The sequence below is a fragment of the Streptomyces sp. E-08 genome, from assembly GCF_049913095.1.
Taxonomy (GTDB): domain Bacteria; phylum Actinomycetota; class Actinomycetes; order Streptomycetales; family Streptomycetaceae; genus Streptomyces.
In genome coordinates this window covers 2516983-2539708 of record NZ_CP183971.1, presented here as the reverse complement: position 1 = coordinate 2539708, position 22726 = coordinate 2516983, and the positions used below count along the sequence as shown (strand labels likewise).

The 22726-nt window shown below is 73.5% G+C and carries 23 protein-coding genes; 7 read left to right on the top strand and 16 right to left on the bottom strand.

What is annotated here, in order from left to right; translation table 11 throughout:
• Nucleotides 1–8 precede the first annotated feature (8 nt).
• Both ACN9MM_RS11590 and ACN9MM_RS11585 read right to left on the bottom strand, forming a co-directional pair.
• Nucleotides 9–809, bottom strand: coding sequence for a tyrosine-protein phosphatase (locus ACN9MM_RS11590; protein WP_426363535.1), 801 nt, complete (start codon nucleotides 807–809; stop codon nucleotides 9–11).
• Nucleotides 810–892: 83 nt separating this feature from the next.
• Complete coding sequence (locus tag ACN9MM_RS11585) at nucleotides 893–1891, bottom strand: NAD-dependent epimerase/dehydratase family protein (RefSeq protein WP_426363534.1); 999 nt, start codon at nucleotides 1889–1891, stop codon at nucleotides 893–895.
• A 218-nt stretch (nucleotides 1892–2109) separates the two neighbouring features.
• On the opposite strand from ACN9MM_RS11585, the gene ACN9MM_RS11580 reads away from it, so the two are divergent.
• The gene (locus ACN9MM_RS11580) at nucleotides 2110–2754 is read left to right on the top strand and encodes a hypothetical protein (RefSeq protein WP_426363533.1); all 645 of its coding nucleotides are present in this window, start codon (nucleotides 2110–2112) and stop codon (nucleotides 2752–2754) included.
• A gap of 51 nt (nucleotides 2755–2805) precedes the next feature.
• The gene (locus tag ACN9MM_RS11575; protein WP_426363532.1) at nucleotides 2806–4221 is read left to right on the top strand and encodes a PepSY-associated TM helix domain-containing protein; all 1416 of its coding nucleotides are present in this window, start codon (nucleotides 2806–2808) and stop codon (nucleotides 4219–4221) included.
• Here ACN9MM_RS11575 and ACN9MM_RS11570 read toward each other — a convergent pair whose 3' ends face one another.
• Together ACN9MM_RS11570 and glnII are read right to left on the bottom strand one after the other, a co-directional pair.
• Nucleotides 4222–4773 (bottom strand): winged helix-turn-helix domain-containing protein, encoded by a 552-nt coding sequence (locus ACN9MM_RS11570; RefSeq protein ID WP_426363531.1) that lies wholly within the window; start codon nucleotides 4771–4773, stop codon nucleotides 4222–4224.
• Between the two features lie 362 nt (nucleotides 4774–5135).
• Nucleotides 5136–6167: a glutamine synthetase gene (gene glnII, locus ACN9MM_RS11565; protein ID WP_426363530.1), complete on the bottom strand. Its 1032-nt coding sequence runs from the start codon at nucleotides 6165–6167 to the stop codon at nucleotides 5136–5138.
• Nucleotides 6168–6503: 336 nt separating this feature from the next.
• Here glnII and ACN9MM_RS11560 point away from each other — a divergent pair, with 336 nt between their 5' ends.
• The gene (locus ACN9MM_RS11560) at nucleotides 6504–7409 is read left to right on the top strand and encodes a Gfo/Idh/MocA family protein (RefSeq protein WP_426363529.1); all 906 of its coding nucleotides are present in this window, start codon (nucleotides 6504–6506) and stop codon (nucleotides 7407–7409) included.
• 23 nt (nucleotides 7410–7432) lie between these two features.
• On the opposite strand, the gene ACN9MM_RS11555 is transcribed toward ACN9MM_RS11560, so the two are convergent.
• Nucleotides 7433–8839, bottom strand: a complete 1407-nt coding sequence (locus ACN9MM_RS11555) for a PLP-dependent aminotransferase family protein (RefSeq protein ID WP_426363528.1) — start codon at nucleotides 8837–8839, stop codon at nucleotides 7433–7435.
• A 15-nt stretch (nucleotides 8840–8854) separates the two neighbouring features.
• Nucleotides 8855–9214: an arsenate reductase family protein gene (locus ACN9MM_RS11550; RefSeq protein ID WP_426363527.1), complete on the bottom strand. Its 360-nt coding sequence runs from the start codon at nucleotides 9212–9214 to the stop codon at nucleotides 8855–8857.
• A gap of 149 nt (nucleotides 9215–9363) precedes the next feature.
• Here ACN9MM_RS11550 and ACN9MM_RS11545 point away from each other — a divergent pair, with 149 nt between their 5' ends.
• Nucleotides 9364–9639, top strand: a complete 276-nt coding sequence (locus ACN9MM_RS11545) for a hypothetical protein (protein ID WP_189802157.1) — start codon at nucleotides 9364–9366, stop codon at nucleotides 9637–9639.
• Between the two features lie 57 nt (nucleotides 9640–9696).
• On the opposite strand, the gene ACN9MM_RS11540 is transcribed toward ACN9MM_RS11545, so the two are convergent.
• From ACN9MM_RS11540 to glnA, 3 genes are all read right to left on the bottom strand, one after another.
• Nucleotides 9697–10890 (bottom strand): cytochrome P450, encoded by a 1194-nt coding sequence (locus ACN9MM_RS11540; protein WP_426363526.1) that lies wholly within the window; start codon nucleotides 10888–10890, stop codon nucleotides 9697–9699.
• Nucleotides 10887–11612 (bottom strand): tRNA-dependent cyclodipeptide synthase, encoded by a 726-nt coding sequence (locus tag ACN9MM_RS11535; RefSeq protein WP_426363525.1) that lies wholly within the window; start codon nucleotides 11610–11612, stop codon nucleotides 10887–10889. Before ACN9MM_RS11535 ends, ACN9MM_RS11540 begins: the two co-directional genes overlap by 4 nt.
• A gap of 236 nt (nucleotides 11613–11848) precedes the next feature.
• Nucleotides 11849–13273, bottom strand: a complete 1425-nt coding sequence (gene glnA / locus ACN9MM_RS11530; RefSeq protein WP_382870247.1) for a type I glutamate--ammonia ligase — start codon at nucleotides 13271–13273, stop codon at nucleotides 11849–11851.
• A 221-nt stretch (nucleotides 13274–13494) separates the two neighbouring features.
• On the opposite strand from glnA, the gene ACN9MM_RS11525 reads away from it, so the two are divergent.
• Nucleotides 13495–13962 carry an RDD family protein gene (locus ACN9MM_RS11525; RefSeq protein WP_426363524.1) on the top strand — a complete coding sequence of 156 codons (468 nt, stop codon included), beginning with the start codon at nucleotides 13495–13497 and terminating at the stop codon, nucleotides 13960–13962.
• A 72-nt stretch (nucleotides 13963–14034) separates the two neighbouring features.
• Here the strand turns inward: ACN9MM_RS11525 and ACN9MM_RS11520 are convergent, their stop codons facing one another.
• The 4 genes from ACN9MM_RS11520 to lipB form a co-directional block, all read right to left on the bottom strand.
• Nucleotides 14035–14739 (bottom strand): DUF4191 domain-containing protein, encoded by a 705-nt coding sequence (locus tag ACN9MM_RS11520; protein ID WP_426363523.1) that lies wholly within the window; start codon nucleotides 14737–14739, stop codon nucleotides 14035–14037.
• Between the two features lie 10 nt (nucleotides 14740–14749).
• The gene (locus tag ACN9MM_RS11515) at nucleotides 14750–14965 is read right to left on the bottom strand and encodes a hypothetical protein (RefSeq protein WP_041128875.1); all 216 of its coding nucleotides are present in this window, start codon (nucleotides 14963–14965) and stop codon (nucleotides 14750–14752) included.
• Between the two features lie 271 nt (nucleotides 14966–15236).
• Nucleotides 15237–16205 (bottom strand): lipoyl synthase, encoded by a 969-nt coding sequence (gene lipA, locus ACN9MM_RS11510; protein ID WP_189802162.1) that lies wholly within the window; start codon nucleotides 16203–16205, stop codon nucleotides 15237–15239.
• A 105-nt stretch (nucleotides 16206–16310) separates the two neighbouring features.
• Nucleotides 16311–17156 carry a lipoyl(octanoyl) transferase LipB gene (lipB, locus tag ACN9MM_RS11505; RefSeq protein ID WP_426363522.1) on the bottom strand — a complete coding sequence of 282 codons (846 nt, stop codon included), beginning with the start codon at nucleotides 17154–17156 and terminating at the stop codon, nucleotides 16311–16313.
• A gap of 289 nt (nucleotides 17157–17445) precedes the next feature.
• Between lipB and ACN9MM_RS11500 the strand changes: the two genes are divergently transcribed.
• Nucleotides 17446–18921, top strand: a complete 1476-nt coding sequence (locus ACN9MM_RS11500; RefSeq protein WP_426363521.1) for a regulator — start codon at nucleotides 17446–17448, stop codon at nucleotides 18919–18921.
• A 53-nt stretch (nucleotides 18922–18974) separates the two neighbouring features.
• Here ACN9MM_RS11500 and ACN9MM_RS11495 read toward each other — a convergent pair whose 3' ends face one another.
• Together ACN9MM_RS11495 and ACN9MM_RS11490 are read right to left on the bottom strand one after the other, a co-directional pair.
• Complete coding sequence (locus ACN9MM_RS11495) at nucleotides 18975–20336, bottom strand: NAD(P)/FAD-dependent oxidoreductase (RefSeq protein WP_426363520.1); 1362 nt, start codon at nucleotides 20334–20336, stop codon at nucleotides 18975–18977.
• A 199-nt stretch (nucleotides 20337–20535) separates the two neighbouring features.
• A complete protein-coding gene (locus ACN9MM_RS11490; RefSeq protein WP_426363519.1) occupies nucleotides 20536–21456 on the bottom strand; it encodes a TIGR01777 family oxidoreductase in 921 nt (306 codons plus the stop codon).
• Between the two features lie 39 nt (nucleotides 21457–21495).
• On the opposite strand from ACN9MM_RS11490, the gene ACN9MM_RS11485 reads away from it, so the two are divergent.
• The gene (locus ACN9MM_RS11485; protein ID WP_426363518.1) at nucleotides 21496–21993 is read left to right on the top strand and encodes a GNAT family N-acetyltransferase; all 498 of its coding nucleotides are present in this window, start codon (nucleotides 21496–21498) and stop codon (nucleotides 21991–21993) included.
• Here ACN9MM_RS11485 and ACN9MM_RS11480 read toward each other — a convergent pair.
• Entirely contained in the window at nucleotides 21982–22647 is a 666-nt protein-coding gene (locus tag ACN9MM_RS11480) for a TetR/AcrR family transcriptional regulator (RefSeq protein ID WP_426363517.1), read from the bottom strand. The genes ACN9MM_RS11485 and ACN9MM_RS11480 overlap by 12 nt on opposite strands.
• Nucleotides 22648–22726 lie beyond the last annotated feature (79 nt).

The window sequence follows — 22726 nt, the reverse complement described above, 5'->3', positions numbered from 1 at the left end:
CCCGGGCGTCAGGCCGCCGTGACCGTCAGCCGCTCGCGGATCAGGGCCGTCACCTCGTCCGGGACGCCGAGCCCCTCCCGTACGTACTTCTCCATCGACCCGTGCCGGACGGCCACTTCGTCGAGCGCCGCGTCCAGGTACTCCGGAACGACCCCGATCAGATCGAGCGCGAGCTCGGGGTCGCCGCCCTGGGCCGTGAACCCCTCGATCATCGGGGCGAACGCCAGCCGCACCGCCGGGTTGACCGACAGGTACTCGGCCCGCACGGTCTCCTCGTCCGCGCCGAGCAGCGACAGGACGACGGTCGCCGCCCAGCCCGTACGGTCCTTGCCCGCCGAGCAGTGGAAGAGCAGCGGCCCGGCGCCGGGGGTGCCGAGCTCGCCGAGCAGCGCGCGGTAGGAGGCACGGGCGGAGTCGCCGGAGACGAAGGTCCGGTAGGTCCGGGCGAAGGCCGCCCGGACCCGGCCCCCGCCGAGGTGCTCCTCGGCGAGCGCGGGGTCGGTGAGCAGGGCCTTCAGGCGCGCGGCGGGCGGCAGTCCGCTGCCGGCCAGGTAGTCGGCGAGGACGTCGGCGACGAGCAGCCGCGCGCCGGGCGGGAGCCGGTCCGGCCGGTCGCCGCGCTCGGTCTCCGTACGGAGGTCGACGACGGTACGGATGCCGAGTGCGGCCAGGGCGGGCTCGTCCGGGTCGAGCCGGTCGAGCTGCGCGGAGCGCAGGACGAGGCCGGGACGGACCGAGCGCCCGTCACCGAGGGGCAGGCCCCCGAGATCGCGGAGGTTGGCGACGGAGGTGGCGGGGATGGCGGGCATGGCGTCGACTCCTCCGATTCGTGCACGTTCGTGTCGACGGTAGTGGATCGTCCCGGTCCGGGCAGATCCGCGCCATGCGCCCCCTACCCCTTCGCGAGCGCCGCCAGGACCTCCGCCTCCCGCTCCGGGGTGAGACCGGCTCCCGCGCGGTCCGGGCGGTGCGGGGCGACGCCGCCGAGGGACTCCAGCCACGTCCACGTGCCCGCGACGGTCTCGTCCACCGGGCGGCAGCGCAGCCCGGCCGCGACGGCGCGGGAGACGTCGGCCGTGTGCATCGCGTCGTACATCTCGCCCGGCGGCAGCCACACCGGCAGCTCCGTCCAGGGCGCCGCCCCCGCCGCGATCAGCGCCTCCGGCTCCGTCCAGCGCAGTTCGGCGTCGCTCCTGGTCACCCGTACACAGGCGTCGAGCAGTTCGCCCATCGTCGTGTGCCCGGGCGGCGAAACCAGGTTGTACGGCCCCGAGAGCCCGGCCGCCACCGCGTCCAGCGTCCAGACGGCGAGGTCCCGGACGTCGATGTACTGGACCGGCGCCGTGCGCGGCCCGGGCGCGAGGACGGGGCCGCCGCGCGCGATCCGGCCCAGCCACCACGGCAGCCGGCCCACGTTCTCGTACGGGCCCAGGATCAGGCCCGCGCGCACGAGCAGCGTCCGGTCGGGCCCGAACGCGCCGGTGACGGCGAGCTCGCCGCCCCGCTTGGCCTCCGCGTACGGCACCTCCCCGTCGTCGGGCGAGCCCTCCACCAGCGGGCCGTCCTCCGCGAGCCCCGCCGCGGGCGGCCAGGCGTACACGGAGCGGCTCGACACGTACGCGAACCGCCCGACCCGGTCCGCGAGCAGCCGGGCCGCGTCGCGGACCGCCGAGGGCGCGGCCGACCACGTGTCCACGACGGCGTCCCAGGAACCGGTGGCGAGGGCGGCGAGACCGTCGGGTGCCGTGCGGTCCCCGATCAGCGACGTGACCCCCGCGGGGGCCGCGTGCCGGCCCCGGTGGAAGACCGTCACCTCCCAGCCCCGTTCGAGCGCGTCCTCGACGATCGCGCGGCCGACGAACTCCGTACCTCCGAGCATCAGCAGTTTCATGATCAGAGCGTGCACGGCGACGGCGGCCGGTACCAGGGCGTTCCGCTCCCGGAGGATTCCGCCACGGGAGGAACGGCACGGGGAGGGGGCCTGTCCGGCCACTTGGCCGGGATGACACCATGGCGGCGATGACGGATGCCCGGTCGCCCCTGCGCGCCCTGCGAGCCGCACTTTTCGCGGTCGTGTGCGTGACTCTGGCCGCCGTGGGGCATTCGTCCATGTCTGACCACCAGCTTCCGGCGACCACGCTGTCCGGCGCGTTCGCCGTGACGGCGGCGGCCGCCTGGGCCGCGGCCGGACGGCGCCGGGGCGCGCCCGCCGTCGCGGGGGCCATGCTGGTCCTCCAGGGCGCGCTGCACGTGCTGTTCGCGACGGCGGGTCACGCCGTGCCGGGGACGGACGGCACGCACGCGATGCCGGGCATGGAGGCGATGCCCGGCATGGGCGCCATGGACGGCATGGCAGGCATGCACGGCGCCGACGCCATGGACGGCATGGCAGGCATGCACGGCGCCGACGCCATGGACGGCATGGTCATGGCCACCGCCGACCCCATGGGCACGACCTCCGGCGCCGGCATGCTCGCCGTCCACCTCCTCGCCGCCCTCCTCTGCGGCCTCTGGCTCGCGCACGGCGAAGCCGCGTTCTTCACGCTCGCCCGCGCCGCCCTCGCGTACGCCTTCACCCCGCTCCGCCTCCTCCACGCCCTCGTCCCCGTCCCCGGGACCCCGCGCCGCCCGGTCCGCCGGGCCCGGCGGACCGCCCCGCGCCCGCACACCGTCGTCCTCGCGCACACCCTCTCCCGGCGCGGCCCGCCGCGGCTGTCCGTACCCCGCGCCACGGCCCTCGGAGCACACGTCTGACCCGGGGGTCGCTTCCCCCTGTCGAGACACCGACTCCAAGGACAGTCCGTCATGACCATCGACGATCTCGCGCGCCCGGAAACTCCCGGTTCCGAAGCGCCACCGTCATCGAAGACCCCCACCCGGCCCGGCACCTGGAGCGCCCTGCGCCCCCTCGTCCTGCGCCTCCACTTCTACGCGGGCGTCCTCGTCGCCCCCTTCCTCCTCGTGGCCGCCGTCAGCGGTCTGCTCTACGCGCTCTCCTTCCAGGCGGAGAAGGTCGTGTACGCGCACGAACTGGAGGTCCCCGTCGGCGACACCACCCTGCCGCTCTCCCGGCAGGTCGACATCGCCCGCGAGGCCAACCCGAACGGCACCGCCACCGCCGTCTGGCCCGGCGCCGAACCCGGCGCGACCACCCGGGTCCTGATGGCCGACCCCGACGTCCCCGAGGACACCTCGCTGGCCGTCTTCGTCGACCCGTACACAGGTGACGTACGCGGACAGCTGCCCAGCTACGGCAGCTCCGGTGCCCTCCCGCTGCGCACCTGGATCGACGGCCTCCACCGCGATCTGCACCTCGGCGAGCCCGGCCGCAACTACAGCGAACTCGCCGCGAGCTGGCTGTGGGTGATCGCGCTGGGCGGTGTGCTGCTCTGGGTCGGCCGCCGCCGGAAGAACCGCCGCGCCCTCGTCCTGCCCGAGCGGGGCCCGAAGTCCCGCCGCCGCACGCTCTCCTGGCACGGCTCGGTCGGCCTGTGGGCGGCGCTGGGCCTGGTCCTGCTCTCCGCGACCGGTCTGACCTGGTCGCGGTACGCGGGCGAGAACATCGGCACCGTCCAGGACGGTCTCGGCGGCGCGACGCCCACCCTCTCGGCGGGCGCGAACCCCGGTGCCGAGCACGAGGGCCACGGCGGCGCGCACCACGGCGGGACGACCCCGCAGGGCCCGGACATCGGCCTCGACAAGGCGGTCGACGCGGCCCGCGCGGCGGGCATCGACAGCCCGCGGATCTCGGTCGTGCTCCCCGCCGAGGGCAAGGGGTACGTGGTCAAGGAGACCGACACCCAGTTCCCCGTCGAGCTGGACTCGGTGGCGCTGAACCCGACGGACGGCACGGTCCTCGACCGACTGCGGTTCAGCGACTATCCGCTGCTCGCGAAGCTCACCCGCACGGGGATCGACGCGCACACCGGCGTGTTCCTGGGGCTGTTCAACCAGCTGGCCCTCGCGGCCCTCGCGCTCGCCCTGGTCCTGCTGATCCTCTGGGGCTACCGCATGTGGTGGCTGCGCCGCCCGGGCCGCCCGGTGGCGCGCGGGTCGTGGCGGAGGGTCCCCGTGACGCTGCTGCTGCCGCTCGCGGCGGCGACGGCGCTCGTCGGCTGGTTCGTCCCGCTGCTCGGTCTGAGCCTGCTGCTGTTCCTGGCGGTCGACCTCACCCTCGCCCTGACGGCGAAGGTGAGGTCGGGGTCCCGCACAACCGCCTGATCAGGGGGTGTACTTGTAGCCGACCCGCCGCACGGTCTGGATCGTGTGGCGGTGCTCGGCGCCCAGCTTGCGGCGCAGCCGGGCCACGTGCACGTCGACGGTCCGGCCGTCGCCCACGTGCCCGTACCCCCACACCGTCGTGACCAACTGGTCGCGGGTGTGCACCCGGTGGGGGTGTGCCACCAGATGGGCGAGCAGCTCGAACTCGAGGTAGGTCAGGTCCAGCGCCTCTCCGTTCACGAGGGCGATCCGCTGGACGCCGTCGATGGTGACCGGACCCTGCTCCTCCGCGGCGACGGGCGCCGTGACGGGGGCGGGGGCCACGGGCAGGTGCGGCTGCTGGTCGGCCGGGACGAGGACGAGGTACCCGACCATCGGCGGGCGCCCCGGCAGCGTCGGCAGCGCGTGCTGCGGCGCGGGCAGCAGGGTGGCGCCGGGCGGCAGGAAGTCCGCCACCTGGGAGAAGTCGACGACCTCGTTCGGATCGACGGCACGCAGTCGGTGCCGGCCGGGACGGACGGCCGTGAGGGAAGCGCTCTGGGTGTGGGCCATGGCAGGTCAGCTCTTTCGCGCGGGGAACGGACGGAGAGGTCTCGTACGTCGTGCGCGTGCGGCCGAAGGCCGGGATCGGAGCGTACCGATCGGGGCGTTAGAGGGCCGACGCGTTCCTCACGCGTCGACAGCACCGGTCGAAGTCGTGGTGCTGCCGGGAAGGCCAGAACGGCTCGAGGTCGTGGCGACCCGTCGCGGTGTCGTTCTGCTTGATGGCCATATCCCTATTGAACCAGAAGGGAATGCCCCCGACGACCCTCCGGCGCCCGGAATCCGTGTCGTCCATCCCACATGACGAGAGGGGCGCCCACCGTGTGAAACGGTGGGCGCCCCTCAGGCGTTGGTGCGGGAAGCGGTGCGGATCAGACCTGGCCGGCCTTCTCCAGGGCCTCGCAGCAGGTGTCCACGATGAGGCGGGTCACCACGTACGGGTCCACGTTCGCGTTCGGGCGGCGGTCCTCGATGTAGCCCTTCTGGTCCTGCTCGACCTGCCACGGGATGCGGACCGAGGCGCCGCGGTCCGAGACGCCGTAGGAGTACTCGTCCCACGGGGCGGTCTCGTGCAGACCCGTCAGGCGCTCGTCGATGCCGGCGCCGTAGTTCTTGACGTGGTCGAGCGGCTTCGAGCCCTGGCCCAGCGACTCGCACGCGGTGATGATCGCGTCGTAGCCCTCGCGCATCGCCTTCGTGGAGAAGTTGGTGTGCGCGCCCGCGCCGTTCCAGTCGCCCTTCACCGGCTTCGGGTCGAGCGTCGCCGAGACGTTGAAGTCCTCGGCCGTGCGGTAGAGCAGCCAGCGGGCGATCCACAGCTGGTCCGAGACCTCCAGCGGGGCCAGCGGGCCGACCTGGAACTCCCACTGGCCGGGCATGACCTCGGCGTTGATGCCGGAGATGCCGAGACCGGCCTTGAGGCAGTTCTCCAGGTGCGCCTCGACGACCGGGCGGCCGAAGATCTCGTCCGCGCCGACGCCGCAGTAGTAGCCACCCTGAGCGGCCGGGAAGCCGTTGACCGGGAAGCCGAGCGGACGGGTGCCCTCGAAGAAGGTGTACTCCTGCTCGATGCCGAAGATCGACTCCTGAGCGGCGTAACGGGTGGCGACCTCGGCCAGCGCGGCACGCGTGTTGGTCTCGTGCGGCGTCATGTCCGTGTTGAGGACCTCGCACAGCACCAGGACGTCGTTGCCGCCGCGGATCGGGTCCGGGCAGACGAAGACCGGCTTGAGGACGCGGTCCGAGGCGTGGCCCTTGGCCTGGTTCGTGCTGGAACCGTCGAAGCCCCAGATCGGCAGCTCGTCGAGCGCGAGGCCCTCACCGGCGATGATCTTCGTCTTGGAGCGAAGCTTCGCGGTCGGCTCGGTGCCGTCGATCCAGATGTACTCAGCCTTGAAGGTCACGGGTCTCATCCTTTGGCGTGCTGCTGCGGGTTTCCGCTGCGGCTCGCGGCACTGCGAGAAGCTGCGGTCTCTGCGCTGACTGCGCGGTGTGTGTTCGACCGCAGCTTGGCAACACGGGATTTCCCGTCGGTTGCCCGTTTGTGAACCCCGTGTTACTCAGCTTTTCCGATCGTCGCGCAGCCGCCGCACGGCAGGAGGTGTGGCGGGCCGACACCCGGGGTCCCGCGAAGCCCTCCCCGTCGTATACGGGGGCCGGCGCACCCCGCTCGTCCAGCGCGAGCCCCGGTGGCGGTACCGCCACCGCGGCCTGTCGGTGGTGCCCGGCAGACTGGGGGCATGGCGAAGAACCTCGGCGTGAAGCCCCGCATCGGACTCCTCGGCACCGGTCCCTGGGCCGCCCGTACGCACGCGCCCGCGATCGCCGGGCATCCCGGTGTCGAGTTCAGCGGGGTGTGGGGCAGGCGCCCCGAGGCGGCAGCGGCGCTCGCCGCCGCGTCCGGCACGCGCGCGTACGAGGACGTGGACGCCCTCTTCGCCGCGAGCGACGCCGTCGCCCTGGCCCTCCCGCCCGACGTCCAGGCCCCCCTCGCCGTCCGCGCCGCGGCCGCCGGATGCCACGTCCTGCTCGACAAGCCGGTCGCCACGACCGTGCCGCTCGCCCGCGAGGTGGCCGGGGCGGTCGAGGCGGCCGGGGTCGCCTCGGTCGTCTTCTGCACCCTGCGGTTCGCGGAGCCGACGGCCCGCTGGATCGACGAGCAGGCGGCCGCGGGCGGCTGGTTCCTCGGCGAGGCCCACTGGCTGGGTTCGCTCTACGGCCCCGGCTCCGCCAGCGCGTACGCGGCCTCGCCCTGGCGGCGGGAGAAGGGCGGCCTGTGGGACGTCGGCCCGCACGTCCTCTCCGTCTACCTGCCGGTCCTCGGCGACGTCACCGGCATCACCGCCGCGCCCGGCCCGGACGACACCCACCACCTGGTGCTGCGCCACGCCTCGGGGGCGAGCAGCACGGCCACGCTCACCCTGAGCGCGCCCCCGGAGGCGGCGGAGGCGGCCCTCACGTTCCACGGCTCCGGGGGCCGGGCCGACATGCCCCGCTGGGACGGCGCGGTGGGGGCGTTCGCCGCCGCCGTGGACGCCCTCGTCACGGCCGCCCGCACGGGCGAACCCCACGCCTGCGACGCCCGTTTCGGCCTCCGGATCACGGAGATCCTGACGGAGGCGGAGCAGCGTGCGGCCCGCGCCTGACGGCGGTGCGGGTGACGAGCGGGTCATGACGAAGAAGCCGGGCGCTGCCCCTTGAGGCCTTCCGCGAGGGCCTCGCACAGGGCGTCCAGGGCCGCCCCGTACAGCCGTTCCGGCGGGGTGGCGTAGCCGACGACCAGGCCGTCCGGGCGGGCGGGGCCCCGGGCATCGGGGTGGCGGTAGGAGGCCAGGCCCTCGGTGGCGACCCCGTGCCGGGAGGCCGCGGCGAGCACCGCGCGTTCCGTGCCGGGGGGCAGTTCGAGGACGGCGTGCAGACCGGCGGCGATCCCCGTCACCCGTACCTCCGGCACCCGTGCGGCGAGCACGGCGGCCAGCCGGTCGCGCCGTTCCCGGTGGCGGCGCCGCATGCCGCGGACGTGCCGGTCGTACGCGCCGGAGCCGAGGAAGTCGGCGAGGGTGAGCTGCTCCGTGGCCGAGGCGTACGGCTCGCGCGCGCCCTTCGCGGCGACGACCCGGTCCACGAGCGAGGCCGGCGGGCACATCCAGCCGAGCCGCAGCGCGGGGGAGAGGCTCTTGCTGACGGAGCCGAGGAGGACGGTCCGTTCGGGGTCGAGGCCCTGGACGGCGCCCACGGGCCGGCGGTCGTATCGGAACTCCCCGTCGTAGTCGTCCTCCACCACGAGCCCGCCGGAGCGCCGCGCCCACTCCAGGACGCCGGCCCGCCGCTCGGGGTGCAGGGGCCCGCCGGTGGGGAACTGGTGGGCGGGCGTGAGCAGTACGGCGCCGGCCTCCGGCGGGAGCTCCCCGGGCAGGGCCCCGTCCTCGTCGACGCCCACCGGCACGGTGCGGACCCCGGCCTCGGCGAGGAGGCCCCGGTGGAAGGGCAGCCCGTACGCCTCGACGGCCCAGGGGCGCTCGGTGCCGAGGACCCGCGCGAGCAGCCGCAGGGCGTGCCCGGCGCCGGAGCAGACCACGATCCGGTCGGGTGAGGTGCGGACGCCCCGCACGCGCGCGAGGTACTCGGCGAGCGCCCGGCGCAGTTCGACGCGGCCGTGCGGGTCGCGGGTCGCGAAGGCCTCGTGCGGCGCCTCGGTGAGGGCCCGCCGGACGGAGGCGAGCCAGGGGCCGCGCGGGAAGGCGCCGGGGTCGGGCCTGCCCTGGACGAGGTCGTACGGGAGGGGCGGCGGCGCGGCCGGCCGCACGGGCCCGGGGGCGGGCGCGGCGACGCGGTCGGCGACCCGGGTGCCGGAGCCCTGGCGGGACGTCAGCCACCCTTCGGCGACCAGCTCGGCGTACGCGTCGGCGACGGTGTTGCGGGCGATCCCGAGGTCGGCGGCGAGCGAGCGGTAGGGCGGCAGCCGCGTCCCGGGGGCGAGCCGGCCCTCGCGGACGGCCTCGCGCAGGGCCAGGACGAGCGCGGCCCGCCGGCCGCCGCCGGCACCGAGCTCCAGGTGCAGATCGTTCCCGAGCACGCCGGTGACCTCCCCTCAGCGGGACAGCGCGTCCCGCACGGCCTCCTCGGTGCGGCCGACGACGGCCGTGCCGTCCTCCGCCGTGATGATGGGCCGCTGGATCAGCCTGGGGTGCGCCGAGAGGGCCTCGATCCAGCGTTCGCGGTTCGCGTCGTCCCGGGGCCAGTCCTTCACGCCGAGCTCCTTGGCGTCGGCCTCCTGGGTCCGCGTGATGTCCCAGGGTTCGAGCCCGAGCCGGTCGAGCACGGCCCGGATCTCCTCGGGCTTCGGCACGTCCTCCAGGTAGCGCCGCACGGTGTATTCGGCGCCCTCCGCGTCGAGGAGGGTGAGGGCGCTGCGGCACTTGGAACAGGCGGGGTTGATCCAGATCTCCATGGCCCCCACGGTACCCCCCAAGGCTCTCTCCACCACCCCCCAAACCCCATCTGGCCAGGGGCGATTGTCAGTGGGGGTCTCTAAAATAGGGGGTGAAGGTGAGGGTCCCGGGGAGGGCCCGCACTCCACCGTTCGCCAGGAGGTAGCCCATGGCTCTCGCCGTGATCCGGACGCCGTCCCTCGAACCCTGGAAGCCGCTCCAGAGGAAGCCGCTGCCCGCGGGCCGCCCCCGCGAGTGGTACGTCTCGCACAACCGCCGTCTGAAGGCCATGCGCCTCGCGATCGCGCTCCTCGACGCCGGCGTCTACGTCCCGTCGAAGGCGACGAACGCGACGATACGCACGACGGCCGAGACCATCGGGATCCACCCGCCCTCGGACACCACCTGCCGGATGGTCCGGGCCCTGATCCGCTACGGCCGCTGACACCCGAGGGGCGCTGCCCGGCCCGTGCCGGGCAGCGCCGTCACCGGATCCCGCCCGCTACCAGGCCACCGGCAGCCGTTCGGGGAGCCGCTTCATGAAGTTGGTGCGCCACACCAGCTGCTCGACCGGCACCGCGAGCCGCAGCCCCGGCAGCCGGTCGAGGAGCGTCTCCAGGGCGATCTCGGCGTGCCGCTTGCCGAGCGCCGTCGCCGGGCAGTAGTGCCGCCCGCCACCGAAGGAGAGGTGGTCGGCGGCGTTCTCCCGGTCCGGCCGGAAGGACAGCGGGTCCGGGAAGTGCTCCGGATCGTGGTTCGCGGCCTCCACGAGCACCAGGACGAGGTCACCGGCCGGCACCTCGACCTCGCCGAGGCGTACGTCCTCCAGGGCGATCCGCGGCAGCCCGTCGCCGATCGACAGGTTCACCCGCAGCAGTTCGTCCATGGCCCCGGCGACCCCGTGCGCGCCGCCGGCGGTCAGGGCCTCCCGTACGTCGGGCCGGGTCAGTACCGACACGAGCGCCATCGCCAGGAACCCGGCGGTGGAGATCACCCCGGCGCCGAAGAGGGTCACGCCCACCGTCGCCAGCATCTCGTCCGTCAGGTGCGCGTAGTCGGGATCCTCGCGCAGCGCCGCGAGCTCCGCCATCAGCCCGCCCGTCGCCGGGTCGTCCAGGCGCTCGGTCATGTAGGCGATGTCCCGGTCCCAGTGGAGCCGGGCCGCCTCGATCTCGCGGGGTGCGTTCATGAAGGCCACGTCCAGGCTGCGCAGCAGCCGGGGTCCGTCCTCCTCCGGGATGCCCAGCATCCGGCAGTGCAGCCCCGTCGAGTACGGATCGGCGTAGGCGCTCCGCAGTTCCCCGGGCGCCCCCTCGGCGACGAGCGCGTCCACCAGGGTCCCGGCCCGCGCCCGCAGCCACTCCTCAAGGCCGGGCGCCTTGGGGTTGATCGCCTTCATGACGGCCTTGCGCAGCCCGGCCCCGGTGATGTTGCCCATGTTGTTCACCACGTGCGGCGGGATCGTCAGCGCGTACTGTCTGGGCGCTCCCGGGGCCGAGGTGTCCTTCAGGCTGAACCTGGGGTCATCCAGGACCTGTCTGCACAGTTCGTACGAGGAGACCAGCCAGGCGTCGGCCCCGGCGATGGTGCGGACCCTGCGGACGGGTTCGGCGCGCAGCGCGTCGATCTCGGCGGGCAGCCGGGTCCCGTCCCAGTCGAAGGGGAAGGCCGGCGGGTTCGTGACGGCGACGCTCATCGCGCGGCTCCTTCGACGGGGGTTCCGATGGGGGTGAGGATGCCGTGGCCCTGGTTGCGGGAGGCCCGGAGTCCCGGCCCCCGCCCGTACAGCAGGTCGGCCAACGGCAGTGCCTGGTGGTAGCAGTTGAGTGAGGACGGCACCCCGAGGATCGCGGGCGTGTCCAGGAACAGCGGCACCTCGGCGCAGATGTACGCCCGGCACACCTCGCGCTGCCGCTCGTCGGTCCGCTGTCCCGGCGCCAGCTTCCCGGCCAGGAAGATGCCGGTCAGCGCGTCGCAGGTCTCCCGCACCACGGGGTCTGCCGCCACCGCGTCGAGCACCCGGCGGTGCAGCTCGCGGTAGGCGGGGACGTCACCGAACTCCGACATCCCGCGGGCCCGTACCCGTACGCCCGTGGGATCGGCCTCGGCGACGGCCGTCCCGACCTTCGCCCGCACCCCCCGCAGGTTCTTGACGGCCTTGCGGCGCGCCTCGTCGGCCGCGTACCCCAGTGCCTCGTACATGTCGGCGACATGCAGATCGGTGTAGACGAGATCGACCTGTTCGAAGTGGTCCAAGCCCCAGCGCGTCAGCTCGCGCAGCCGCTGGGCGGTGAAGTAACTGTTTCCCGGGGAGACGCCGATGACCACGTGCGCGCCCTCGTCGGCGATGACGCGGCAGTGATCGGTGTACGGCTGGAGTCGGAGCGTCTCTGCAGGGGCGAAGGCCGCCTGAGTCACGTAGGAAGTCCTCATCGCGCCAACTAGTCCCAGCGGAGCCCAGTGCTCCGGGTGTGGCGGCAGCGACGACGACACGCTATCGGCCGGTCGCGGAGAGTGAACCCCTTACTCGCAGGTACGGACGATAGTTCGTCAGCTGTTCGCACTCTCGTGATCTTGGCCGGAAAACGGCGAGGCCCGCCGCCCCCTCGAAGGGGACGACGGGCCTCGGAAGAACCTCGCTCGCGCGGTACGGCCTAGAGGTCGAAGTAGAGCTCGAACTCGTGCGGGTGCGGGCGGAGCTGGATCGGGGCGATCTCGTTGGTGCGCTTGTAGTCGATCCAGGTCTCGATGAGGTCCGAGGTGAAGACGCCGCCGGCCTGGAGGTACTCGTTGTCGTCCTCGAGGGCGTGGAGGACGGCCTCCAGGTTGGTCGGGACCTGCTGGACGTTCGCGTGCTCCTCCGGAGCCAGCTCGTACAGGTCCTTGTCGATCGGCTCCGCCGGCTCGATCTTGTTCTTGATGCCGTCGAGGCCCGCGAGGAGCAGCGCCGAGAAGGCGAGGTACGGGTTCGAGGACGGGTCCGGCGCACGGAACTCGACGCGCTTGGCCTTCGGGTTCGAGCCCGTGATCGGGATGCGCATGGCGGCGGAGCGGTTGCGCTGCGAGTACACCATGTTGACCGGGGCCTCGAAGCCCGGGACCAGGCGGTGGTACGAGTTCACCGTCGGGTTGGTGAAGGCGAGCAGCGACGGGGCGTGCTTGAGGATGCCGCCGATGTAGTAGCGGGCGGTGTCCGAGAGGCCCGCGTAGCCCGTCTCGTCGTAGAACAGCGGGTCGCCGTTCGCCCACAGCGACTGGTGGACGTGCATGCCCGAGCCGTTGTCGCCGAAGATCGGCTTCGGCATGAAGGTCGCGGTCTTGCCGTTCCGCCAGGCGACGTTCTTGATGATGTACTTGAACAGCATCAGGTCGTCGGCCGAGGCGAGCAGCGTGTTGAACTTGTAGTTGATCTCGGCCTGGCCGGCGGTGCCGACCTCGTGGTGCTGGCGCTCGACCTGGAGGCCGACGTTCTCCAGCTCCAGGGACATCTCCGAGCGCAGGTCGGCGAAGTGGTCGACCGGCGGGGCCGGGAAGTAGCCGCCCTTGTAGCGGACCTTGTAGCCGCGGTTGTTCTCCTCCGCACCGGTGTTCCAGGCGCCCGCCTCGGAGTCGATGTGGTAGAAGCCCTGGTTCGCCGAGGTCTCGAAGCGCACCGAGTCGAAGACGTAGAACTCGGCCTCGGGGCCGAAGTAGGCGGTGTCGGCGATGCCGGTGGAGGCGAGGTACGTCTCGGCCTTCTTCGCGATGTTCCGCGGGTCGCGGCTGTAGGCCTCGCCCGTGATCGGGTCGTGGATGAAGAAGTTGATGTTCAGCGTCTTGTCGCGGCGGAAGGGGTCGACGCGCGCGGTCGACAGGTCGGCGCGGAGCGCCATGTCGGACTCGTGGATGGCCTGGAAGCCGCGGATCGACGAGCCGTCGAACGCGAGCTCCTCGGACGGGTCGAAGGCCGTCGCCGGGATCGTGAAGTGCTGCATCACACCCGGAAGGTCACAGAACCGGACGTCGACCATCTTGACGTCGTTGTCCTTGATGAACTTCTGGACCTCGTCGGCGTTCTGGAACCCGTTGTTCTGGGACATCCCACTCCTCCTACTCCCGGCCCGGGGAGGGGCGGGGTCTGCAGCGGTCGTGCGGCCAGTGCGGTGGCACACGCTGGACCCGACCATAGGCAGGCGGGATTTCTCAAGCATGACCCAATTGTTTCGTCGAAGTTAACCGGGCCGGGTGTGCCTACGCCGTCCGGCAGCCGTACTCCGACCCGGGCCGAAGTGATCAAAAACGGGCGCAGTACCGTGGTCGGGTGGACAACAGGCAAGCACTCGGATCTTGGCTCTCCGGCCCCCGCGCGGCGGCCGAGGACGCAGGCGTCGACTTCGGTTACCGCGGTGAGCAGCTCGGGCTGCCCGAGGAGGGTCCCGGCTCGATCGCCCGCCCCGGGCGGCGCCTCGGCGCCCTCGCCGTCGACTGGGCCCTCTGCATCCTGATCGCATACGGCTTGATCACCGACGGCTACAACCAGGCGACGGGCAACTGGGCGCTCGTCATCCTGTTCGTGCTCGGCGTCCTGACGGTCGGCACCGTCGGCTTCACGCCCGGCAAGCGGCTCTTCGGCCTGCGGGTCGTCTCCGTGCGGGGCGGGCGCCTGGGCCTGTTCCGGGTGGCGCTGCGCTCCCTGCTCGTCTGCCTGGCGATCCCGGCCCTCGTCTGGGACCGCGACGGCCGCGGCCTCCACGACCGCCTCTCCGGCGCCGTCCAGGTGCGGATCTGACCCACGCGCACGAGAAAGGCCCCGGACCGCGCGGTCCGGGGCCTTTCTCGCGCTCATGGGTGGGGCTGGTCGTCAGCGCGTCTTTCCGCCGCGCGGCATCCGCATGCCCTTCGGCATGGGGCCCTTGGGCAGCGGCATGTTGCTCATCAGGTCGCCCATCGCCCGCAGCCGGTCGTTGGCCGCGGTGACCTGCGGGCCGGTGAGCACGCGGGGCATCTTGAGCATGGTCGTACGGATCTTCTTGAGCGGCACCTGGCCCTCGCCGTCGCCGACGATGAGGTCGTGCACCGGCACGTCCACCACGACGCGGTTCATCCGCTTCTTCTCGGCCGCGAGCAGGGTCTTGACCCGGTTCGGGTTGCCCTCGGCCACCAGCACGATGCCGGCCCGGCCGACCGCGCGGTGCACGACGTCCTGGCTGCGGTTCATCGCGACCGCGGGGGTCGTCGTCCAGCCGCGCCCGACGTTCTGCAGCACCGCGGCCGCCGCGCCCGGCTGGCCCTCCATCTGACCGAAGGCCGCGCGCTCGGCACGCCGTCCGAAGATGATGGCCGCCGCCAGGAGCCCCAGGACGAAGCCCAGGATGCCCAGGTAGACCGGATGACCGATGAGGAAGCCGATCCCGAGGAGGACACCGAGTACGACGATGCCCACGCCCGCGACGACCAGACCGACCTTCGGGTCCGCCTTCCGGGTCATCTGGTACGTGAGGGCGATCTGCTTGAGCCGCCCTGGGTTCGCAGCGTCAGCGCTGCCCGTGTTTGCCTTCCTCGCCATGTCCTGAAGTTTACGTGGCCCGGGAAGCCCGACCGGACGCGACCTCCATCACGTGCTGGGCCTCGACCCGGTCCTTGGCGCGGCGGCGGTCCTCCAGGACGGAATTCCAGGCGTTGCGCCGGGCGGTGCGCTGGCCGGCGCCCAGGAGCAGGGCCTCCACGGCCTTCAGGGCGTCGGTGACGGACGGGATCGCGGTGACGCGGACGTGCGTCGATGCGGCCGGCATACGGGGTCCTCCCTCGATTGCGGGTGAGACGAGGCGGGGGTGTGAGCGGGTGGTGGCGGTGAGTGAAACCAGGCTCACAGATCGGTGTTACCAGGGCGTGACCCGGTGGTCAAACACTGATGAAACGTTGATGCGGCCGGTCGGGCGAGCCGGGAACGACCGTGCGGTCCGCACGTCCCCGCTGAGCTGCGGGGTCGTACGGACCGCACCGGATCCGGCCACTACTGGCCAGTAACTACTTGTGCGCCGATTCACACGGCGTGGGGCGGCCTCAGACCGCCTGCGTGGCGTTGTCCACCGCGCCGCGCTTCTCGATCGCCTGCTGGTACAGCCGGCCCGCGCGGTACGAGGAACGGACCAGCGGGCCCGACATCACGCCGGAGAAGCCGATCTCGTCGGCCTCCTCCTTCAGCTCCACGAACTCCTGCGGCTTCACCCAGCGCTCCACGGGGTGGTGGCGGACCGAGGGGCGCAGGTACTGCGTGATCGTGATGAGCTCGCAGCCCGCGTCGTGCAGCTGCTGGAGCGCCTCGCTGATCTCCTCGCGGGTCTCGCCCATGCCGAGGATCAGGTTCGACTTCGTGACCAGGCCGTAGTCGCGGGCCTGGGTGATGACGTCCAGGGAACGCTCGTAACGGAAGCCCGGACGGATCCGCTTGAAGATGCGCGGGACGGTCTCGACGTTGTGCGCGAAGACCTCGGGGCGCGAGTCGAAGACCTCCTTGAGGAGCTCCGGCACCGCGTTGAAGTCGGGGGCGAGCAGCTCGACCTTGGTCCGGCCGTCGGCGCGCTCCGCCGTCTGCTGGTGGATCTGGCGCACGGTCTCCGCGTACAGCCAGGCGCCGCCGTCCTCCAGGTCGTCGCGCGCGACGCCCGTGATCGTGGCGTAGTTCAGGTCCATCGTGACGACCGACTCGCCCACGCGGCGCGGCTCGTCACGGTCCAGCGCCTCGGGCTTGCCCGTGTCGATCTGGCAGAAGTCGCAGCGCCGGGTGCACTGGTCACCGCCGATGAGGAAGGTCGCCTCGCGGTCCTCCCAGCACTCGAAGATGTTGGGACAGCCCGCCTCCTGGCAGACCGTGTGCAGCCCCTCGCTCTTCACGAGGCCCTGCATCTTCGTGTACTCGGGCCCCATCTTCGCGCGGGTCTTGATCCACTCGGGCTTGCGCTCGATGGGGGTCTGGGCGTTCCGGACCTCCAGGCGCAGCATCTTGCGTCCGTCGGGTGCGACTGCGGACACATCGGCTCCTGTAGCTTCGATTCTTCGGCGTACACCAGGGTACGCCCGTTGCTTCCATGCCTTGCTTCTCCGTCTGGCCAACCCATGGCCAGAGGCCGGCATTCCTCAGGCCGAGGCGGGCTCCGGGGCCCGCTCCTCCACGTTCTCGCCCTGGCCCGCGCTCGCGCGCTCGACCTCCCGCGGCTTCAGCTCCGCGTTCTCCAGGACGTCCCGCAGGTGCCTCTCCACGACCGGGAGCACCTCCTCGATCGTGAGGTCCCGGCCCAGCTCGTTGGCGAGCGAGGTGACACCCGCGTCGCGGATGCCGCACGGGATGATCCGGTCGAACCAGGCGTTGTCCGGGTTCACGTTGAACGAGAAGCCGTGCATCGTGACGCCCTTGGCGACCCGGATGCCGATGGCGGCCAGCTTCCGGTCCTCGCGGCGCTGGCCGGCGTTGGACGGGGCGTACTCGGGGCCGTTCAGCCGCGGGTCGAACTCCTCGTCGGTCAGCCGCGGGTCGAAGTCGAGGGAGAGCCCGCCGATCGCCGGGCGCTGCTCGACCGGGTCGCCGAGCACCCACACGCCACTGCGGCCCTCGACCCGCGTCGTCGCCACGCCGAACTCGGCGGCGGTGAGGATCAGGGCCTCCTCCAGGCGGCGCACGTGCGCGACGACGTCCACCGGACGGGGCAGCTTCATGATCGGATACCCGACCAGCTGGCCGGGGCCGTGCCAGGTGATCTTCCCGCCGCGGTCGACGTCCACGACCGGCGTCCCGTCGAGGGGCCGCTCGTTCTCCTGAGTACGCCGCCCGGCCGTGTAGACCGGCGGGTGCTCGAGGAGCAGACAGGTGTCGACGATCTCGTCGGCGAACCGCGCGGCGTGCACCTCGCGCTGCTTGTCCCAGGCCACCTGGTAGTCGACGGCTTCCTCGCCGAACCCAAGGCGGACGAATCGCAGCTCACTCACGGCCATGCCTCCTCCTGGGTGCCGGGAGCCGGGGACCGGGGATCATCCCGGGCCGGCGCGGCACCATGCGTCATTCGCGCCCATGCCACTGTACGGCGGCGCGGCGGACACTCCTCCGGCAGGTGGACGGGGGCGCCTACGTCAGCGACGCCGTCAATCCTCACACGATCGGATGAATGTGGGGCGAAGGTGGCGGTACGGGCCGTGTGGACCGCTAAATTCACGCCGTTCCATGAGGGTCCGACCGGGACTGCCGCCCGGACCCGGAAGGCAGGAGACCGCACAGCTGATGACGGAACGACCACCGCAGCGCATCCCGAACCGCCAGCTCGCCGCGCTCATCGCCGAAGCGGGGTTCTCGAACGCGGGGCTCGCCAGACGGGTCGACCAGCTCGGTCTGGAACACGGGCTCGACCTGCGGTACGACAAGACCTCCGTGACCCGCTGGCTCCGCGGTCAGCAGCCGCGCGGTACCACCCCCGCCCTCATCGCCGAGGTCTTCACCCGCCGCCTCGGCCGCCGCCTCTCCGCCCAGGACCTCGGCCTCGACGCCTGCGCGCCCGTCTACGCGGGCCTGGAGTTCGCCGCCACCCCCGAGGAGGCCGTCGACATCGTCAGCGGCCTGTGGCGCAAGGACTCCGGCAGCCACGCCGAACTCCGCAAGATCGCCTTCACCCCCGCCGGGCTCGTCGTCCCCAGCCGCGACTGGCTGATCGGCCGCGCCGACGACCGGGTCGCCCGCGGCGAGCCCGCCCCCGCCGCGCCCCGCGCCGCCGCCGGAGCGGCCGCGCACGACCCCCGGGTCCCGCCCCAGAGCCGCTTCTCCGTCCCCCGCCAGCGCGGTACGGACAGGGGCCCCGGGCAGCGCGTCTCCAGCGGCGACATCGCCGCCCTCCGCTCCGTCGGCGAACTCTTCCGCACCCTCGACCACGCCTACGGCGGCGGGCACGCCCGGCAGGCCCTGGTCCGGTACCTGGAGCACGAGGCCGAACCCATGCTGCGCGGCACGTACGGGGAGAGCACCGGGCGCCGCCTCTTCGCCGCGGCCGCCGACCTCACCCGGCTCGCGGGCTGGACCTCGTACGACATCGCCGCGCACGGCCTCGCCCAGCGCTACTTCGTCCAGGCGCTGCGCCTCGCCCAGGCCGCCGGGGACCGGGCCTACGGCTCGTACGTGCTCCTCACCATGAGCTGCCAGGCCGTCTACCTCGGCCACGGGCGGGAGGCCGTGCAGCTCGCCCGGGTCGCCCAGCAGGGCGTCGGGCCCGCCGCGCCGCCCGTCGTCCAGGCGATGCTGCACGCCGTCGAGGCGCGGGGGCACGCGGTCCTCGGCGAGGCGCGCGCGTGCAGCGCCGCACTGGTCCGCGCCGAGCGGGCCCTGGAGGCGGCCCGGCCCGGCGACGAGGTCCCCTACTGGGCCCGCCACTTCGACGAGGCGCAGCTCGCCGACGAGCTCGGGCACTGCCACCGGGACCTCCAGCAGTACCGGCCCGCCGCCCAGCACGCCGAACGCGCCCTCCAGCTCAGGGCGCCCGGCTTCGCCCGCAGCCGCCTCTTCTGCCGGGTCGTCCTCGCCACCTCCCGGCTGGCCCTCGGCGAACTGGACCAGGCGTGCGCGCTGGGCGCGGAGGCGGCGCAACAGGCCTCCGAGATGCGGTCCGCGCGGGCGGTCGAGTACGTCCGGGACTTCGAGCGGCGCCTGGAGCCGTACCGCGACGCGGCGGCGGCCCGCACGTACCGCGACCGAGTGGCCGCGATCGGCTGACGCCCCCGAGGGGCCCGCAGCGGGGCGCGTGCCCGCTGCGGCGGGGGCGGGTCTCAGGCTGCCGCGTTCGGGGCCGACACGGGTGGGTGGGCGTCCAGGTCCGTCAGGAGGGCGGACGTCGCGCGGCGGGCCGACGTGAGCGCGCCCGACACCGTGGACGTGTCGCGGTGGTCGCCGCACACGTACAGGCCCGCCAGCAGCCGCACCGGCCGGTGCGCGTCGTGCGGCGGCGGCATCGCCGGGACCGCCTCCCGGGTGTGGTGGAGGGCCAGGAGCTCCCAGTCGTCCGTGGACGTCCCGTACAGCGTGGCCAGGTGCTTGCGGACCCGGCGTTCCGTGTCGTCCGGGGGTGTGCCGAGGACCGTGGAGGTGACGAGGACCCGACCGGCGGGCGCCCGGGTCGGGTCGACGGCGCTCATCACCGCCGTGTGGGCGACCGGGCCGCCCGGGTCGGACTCCAGGAGCAGGGTCGGGTCCGAGGCGGGCGCCACGGGCGCCGTGTGGTGGAGGACCGTGACCGGGTGGAAGGCGGGGACGCGGAGTCCCGGCAGCAGTTCCGCCGCCGTGCGCGCACCCGTGGCCAGGAGGACCGAGCGGCAGCCGAACACGCCGTGCCCGGCCGTCGCGACCCGGGTCACGGACACGTCCGTGACCCGGACGCCGGTGCGGACCGTGCCCGGCGGCAGCGCGGCGGCGAGCCGCTCGGGGAGCGCCGCCGCACCGCCCTCGGGGACGGCCGGCCGCCCCCGGGCGAAGGCCCGGAGCGCCAGGTCCGCCTGACGGCTCGACATGCCGAGGTCCGGGTCGGCGAGGAGCGCCGCGAGCAGGGGCCGCAGCACGCCCTGCACGGTCCGGGCGGGGAGCCGGGAGGTCAGGGCCTCCCGGGCGGTCCGTTCGGGCCGGGCGAGCAGCCGCTGCGCCGGTGTCGCGGCGAGCCGCACGAGCGAGGCGCCGAGGCGCGCCTGGTCGAGCGAGGCGGCCGGATTCCGGGGGGCGCTCGCGAGGGCGCGCGCCACGCTGAACGCTCCCCCCACGCCCCGGTGGACCCCGCCGCCCCGGTGGCCGGCCGTGCGGCGCGGGTGCGGGACGCCCCACCGCGCGTACCGCCCGTCGCTGTGCACGAGCACCCCGGGGGTGAAGGGGCGGAGTTCCAGGCCGTCGAGGCCCGGCGTGGTCCGCAGTTCCTCGGGGGAGAGGGTGAGCAGCGGGCCCACCCGGTCGAGCAGGAAGCCGTCGACGAGGTCGGTGGCCAGCCGGCCGCCGACCCGCGGCTCCGCCTCCAGGACGGCGACCTGCAGTCCGGCGCCGGTCAGCCGGTGCGCGGCCGCGAGACCGGCCGTCCCGGCTCCTACGATGACGACGTCGACGGCCTCCACGACGTCCTTGTGCTGTGCGCTGGTTGCGGTACTGAGCACGTGCCCCTCCCCAGGTCGGCGCCGCCGGTGGGAGGCGTTATGCCCCCGACAGGCCTCCGGAATGCCCGAGTTCGCGTTCGTATCGAACGGTGGTCTTCGAACGGTGGGCATCGAGCCTAGGCAGCGGCTCCCCGGAAGTCGGCCCGCGCGCGGCGGGGTTCACGCAGCACGGGGGAGCGCACCCCGCGGGGGAGGGGTGTCAGCGCAGTGCCGCCCGGATGGAGTCGTCGATCGTCGGGAAGGCGAAGTCGAAGCCGGTCTCCAACAGCCGTCCCGGCAGCACCCGCTGACTGCCCAGCACGTCCTGGGCGAAGTCGCCGAGCACGACCTTCAGGGCGGGTGCGGGGACGGTGAGGAGGGTCGGGCGGCGCAGTACCCGGCCCATCGCCGCGGTGACCTCGCGGTTGGTGACCGGTTCCGGGGCCGTCAGGTTCACCGGACCGGAGAGTCCGGGGGTGTCGACGAGGTGGCGCAGGGCGGCCACCTCGTCGTGGAGGGAGATGTACGACCAGTACTGGCGGCCGTCGCCCATGCGCCCGCCCACCCCGGCGCGGAAGACGGGGAAGAGACGTCCCCAGGCGCCGCCCTCGCGGGCCACCACCAGGCCCGTGCGGGCGTACGTGACCCGGATGCCGGCCTCCTCGGCGGGGGCGGCCGCGGCCTCCCACTCCACGCAGACCGAGGGCAGGAAGCCCGTCCCGGCGGGGGCGCTCTCGTCCACGGCGCGCGTGCCGGTGTCCCCGTACCAGCCGAGTGCCGTGCCGCAGACGAGCGTCTCCGGCGGGTCGGCGAGCGAGGCGAGCGCCTGGGCGACGGCCGTGGTGCCGAGGACCCGGCTGTCCCGGATCTCCTTCTTATACGCCTCGGTCCAGCGGCGCTCGCCGACGCCGGCGCCCGCCAGGTGCACGACGGCGTCGACGCCGACGAGCCCGGCGGCGTCCACGTACAGCCGCTTCGGGTCCCATTCGACCTCGTCGGCGGTGCGGGCGGGGCGGCGGACGAGGCGGAGGACGTCGTGGCCGTCGGCGCGCAAGGAGCGGACCAGGGCCGAGCCGATGAGCCCGGAGGCGCCGGTGACGGCGACACGCTTGCGGATCGCGGAACGCTGCATGGTCCCCATCCTGCCCTCCCCGGCCGGGTGCGTGGCACAGTGGCCGTCATGATCGTGCCGGAGACGCTGATACGGACCGCCGTGCAGGACGACGACGCCGCTCTCGCGGAGCTGGACCGCACCACCTGGTCGACGCTCCACGCGGTGCTGCCCGCCCCGGAGCCGGGCGCGCCGTTCTTCGACGAGCGCCATCCGCCCGCGGACTACCTGGTGGCGGTGCGCGGGGGAGCGGTCGTCGGTTACGTCCGGGTGGTGCCGCCGACCCCGCTCGCCGCCACCGCCCACGTCCGCCAGATCCAGGGCCTCGCCGTCGCCGGGTCCGCCCGGGGCGAGGGCGTGGCCCGGGCGCTGCTGCGGGCCGCCATGGACCGGGCCCGAGCGGAGGGGGCCGTCCGGATCACGCTGCGGGTCCTCGCGCACAACACCCCGGCCCGCGCGCTCTACGCCTCGGAGGGCTTCGCGGTCGAGGGCGTGCTGCCGGGGGAGCTGTTCCTCGACGGGGCGTACGTGGACGACGTCCTCATGGGCCGCTCGCTACGCGACTGAGGAGCCGTCCCGCAGCAGCCGCATGCCGCCCATCAGTTCGCGCAGGCAGCGGACCGCGAGGGCGGCCGGGGCGCCCTCCCCGCGCTCCGGGGCGTCCGTCTCGGCCCAGCTCTCCAGGGCGATCCGGATGGCGTCGGTGGCCGCCGCCGCCGCGAGCCGTACCTCCAGCGGGTCGGCGTCCGGTCCGGCGAGCCCGGCGACGACCTCCCGCAGCCGTTCCTCGGACTCCTGGTTGACCCGGTACCAGACGGCCCGGAGGGCGGGGTCCTCGGCGGCGGCCCGGAGCAGTCCGCGCGTCCAGCGCAGGCCCTCCTCCGCCGCCGCGGACTCCGGGGTGAGCGACGCGGCGATCGAGCGCTCCAGGGCCTCGGGCACGCCGGCGCCCGGTTCCGTCGCGGCGAGCTGCTGCCGCCAGCGGTCGGCGCCGCCCGCGAGGAGCGGGGCGACGGCGTCCTGCTTGGACCGGAAGTAGCGGTAGAAGGTGCGCAGGGCGACGCCGGCCCGCTGGGCGATCTCCTCGGCCGTGGTGCCGTCGGGTCCGCGCTCGGTGAAGAGCTCGGCGGCGGCGCGGGCGATGTCCAGCTGGGTGGCGGCCTTGCGGCGTTCCGTCAGCGAGGGGGAGGGGGGCGTGGCCCCCTCGGGCTTCGTGCTCACCCGTGAAGCGTACGCCCGCGACTGCCGTACATGCATGACGTGCAGGTGTGGCAAAACGTGCCACTCGGGCGTACGGTGG

What these genes read in the sequence shown, in the direction of transcription:
- ACN9MM_RS11570 (WP_426363531.1), bottom strand. Translation starts at nt 4,773, where the DNA reads ATGGCCCACACCCAGAGCGCTTCCCTCACGGCCGTCCGTCCCGGCCGG.
- ACN9MM_RS11580 (WP_426363533.1), top strand. Translation starts at nt 2,110, where the DNA reads ATGTCTGACCACCAGCTTCCGGCGACCACGCTGTCCGGCGCGTTCGCC.
- ACN9MM_RS11550 (WP_426363527.1), bottom strand. Translation starts at nt 9,214, where the DNA reads ATGGAGATCTGGATCAACCCCGCCTGTTCCAAGTGCCGCAGCGCCCTC.
- ACN9MM_RS11575 (WP_426363532.1), top strand. Translation starts at nt 2,806, where the DNA reads ATGACCATCGACGATCTCGCGCGCCCGGAAACTCCCGGTTCCGAAGCG.
- ACN9MM_RS11515 (WP_041128875.1), bottom strand. Translation starts at nt 14,965, where the DNA reads ATGCCGGCCGCATCGACGCACGTCCGCGTCACCGCGATCCCGTCCGTC.
- ACN9MM_RS11490 (WP_426363519.1), bottom strand. Translation starts at nt 21,456, where the DNA reads ATGGGGACCATGCAGCGTTCCGCGATCCGCAAGCGTGTCGCCGTCACC.
- ACN9MM_RS11500 (WP_426363521.1), top strand. Translation starts at nt 17,446, where the DNA reads ATGACGGAACGACCACCGCAGCGCATCCCGAACCGCCAGCTCGCCGCG.
- ACN9MM_RS11485 (WP_426363518.1), top strand. Translation starts at nt 21,496, where the DNA reads ATGATCGTGCCGGAGACGCTGATACGGACCGCCGTGCAGGACGACGAC.
- ACN9MM_RS11590 (WP_426363535.1), bottom strand. Translation starts at nt 809, where the DNA reads ATGCCCGCCATCCCCGCCACCTCCGTCGCCAACCTCCGCGATCTCGGG.
- ACN9MM_RS11560 (WP_426363529.1), top strand. Translation starts at nt 6,504, where the DNA reads ATGGCGAAGAACCTCGGCGTGAAGCCCCGCATCGGACTCCTCGGCACC.
- ACN9MM_RS11585 (WP_426363534.1), bottom strand. Translation starts at nt 1,891, where the DNA reads ATGAAACTGCTGATGCTCGGAGGTACGGAGTTCGTCGGCCGCGCGATC.
- ACN9MM_RS11540 (WP_426363526.1), bottom strand. Translation starts at nt 10,890, where the DNA reads ATGAGCGTCGCCGTCACGAACCCGCCGGCCTTCCCCTTCGACTGGGAC.
- glnA (WP_382870247.1), bottom strand. Translation starts at nt 13,273, where the DNA reads ATGTCCCAGAACAACGGGTTCCAGAACGCCGACGAGGTCCAGAAGTTC.
- ACN9MM_RS11520 (WP_426363523.1), bottom strand. Translation starts at nt 14,739, where the DNA reads ATGGCGAGGAAGGCAAACACGGGCAGCGCTGACGCTGCGAACCCAGGG.
- ACN9MM_RS11545 (WP_189802157.1), top strand. Translation starts at nt 9,364, where the DNA reads ATGGCTCTCGCCGTGATCCGGACGCCGTCCCTCGAACCCTGGAAGCCG.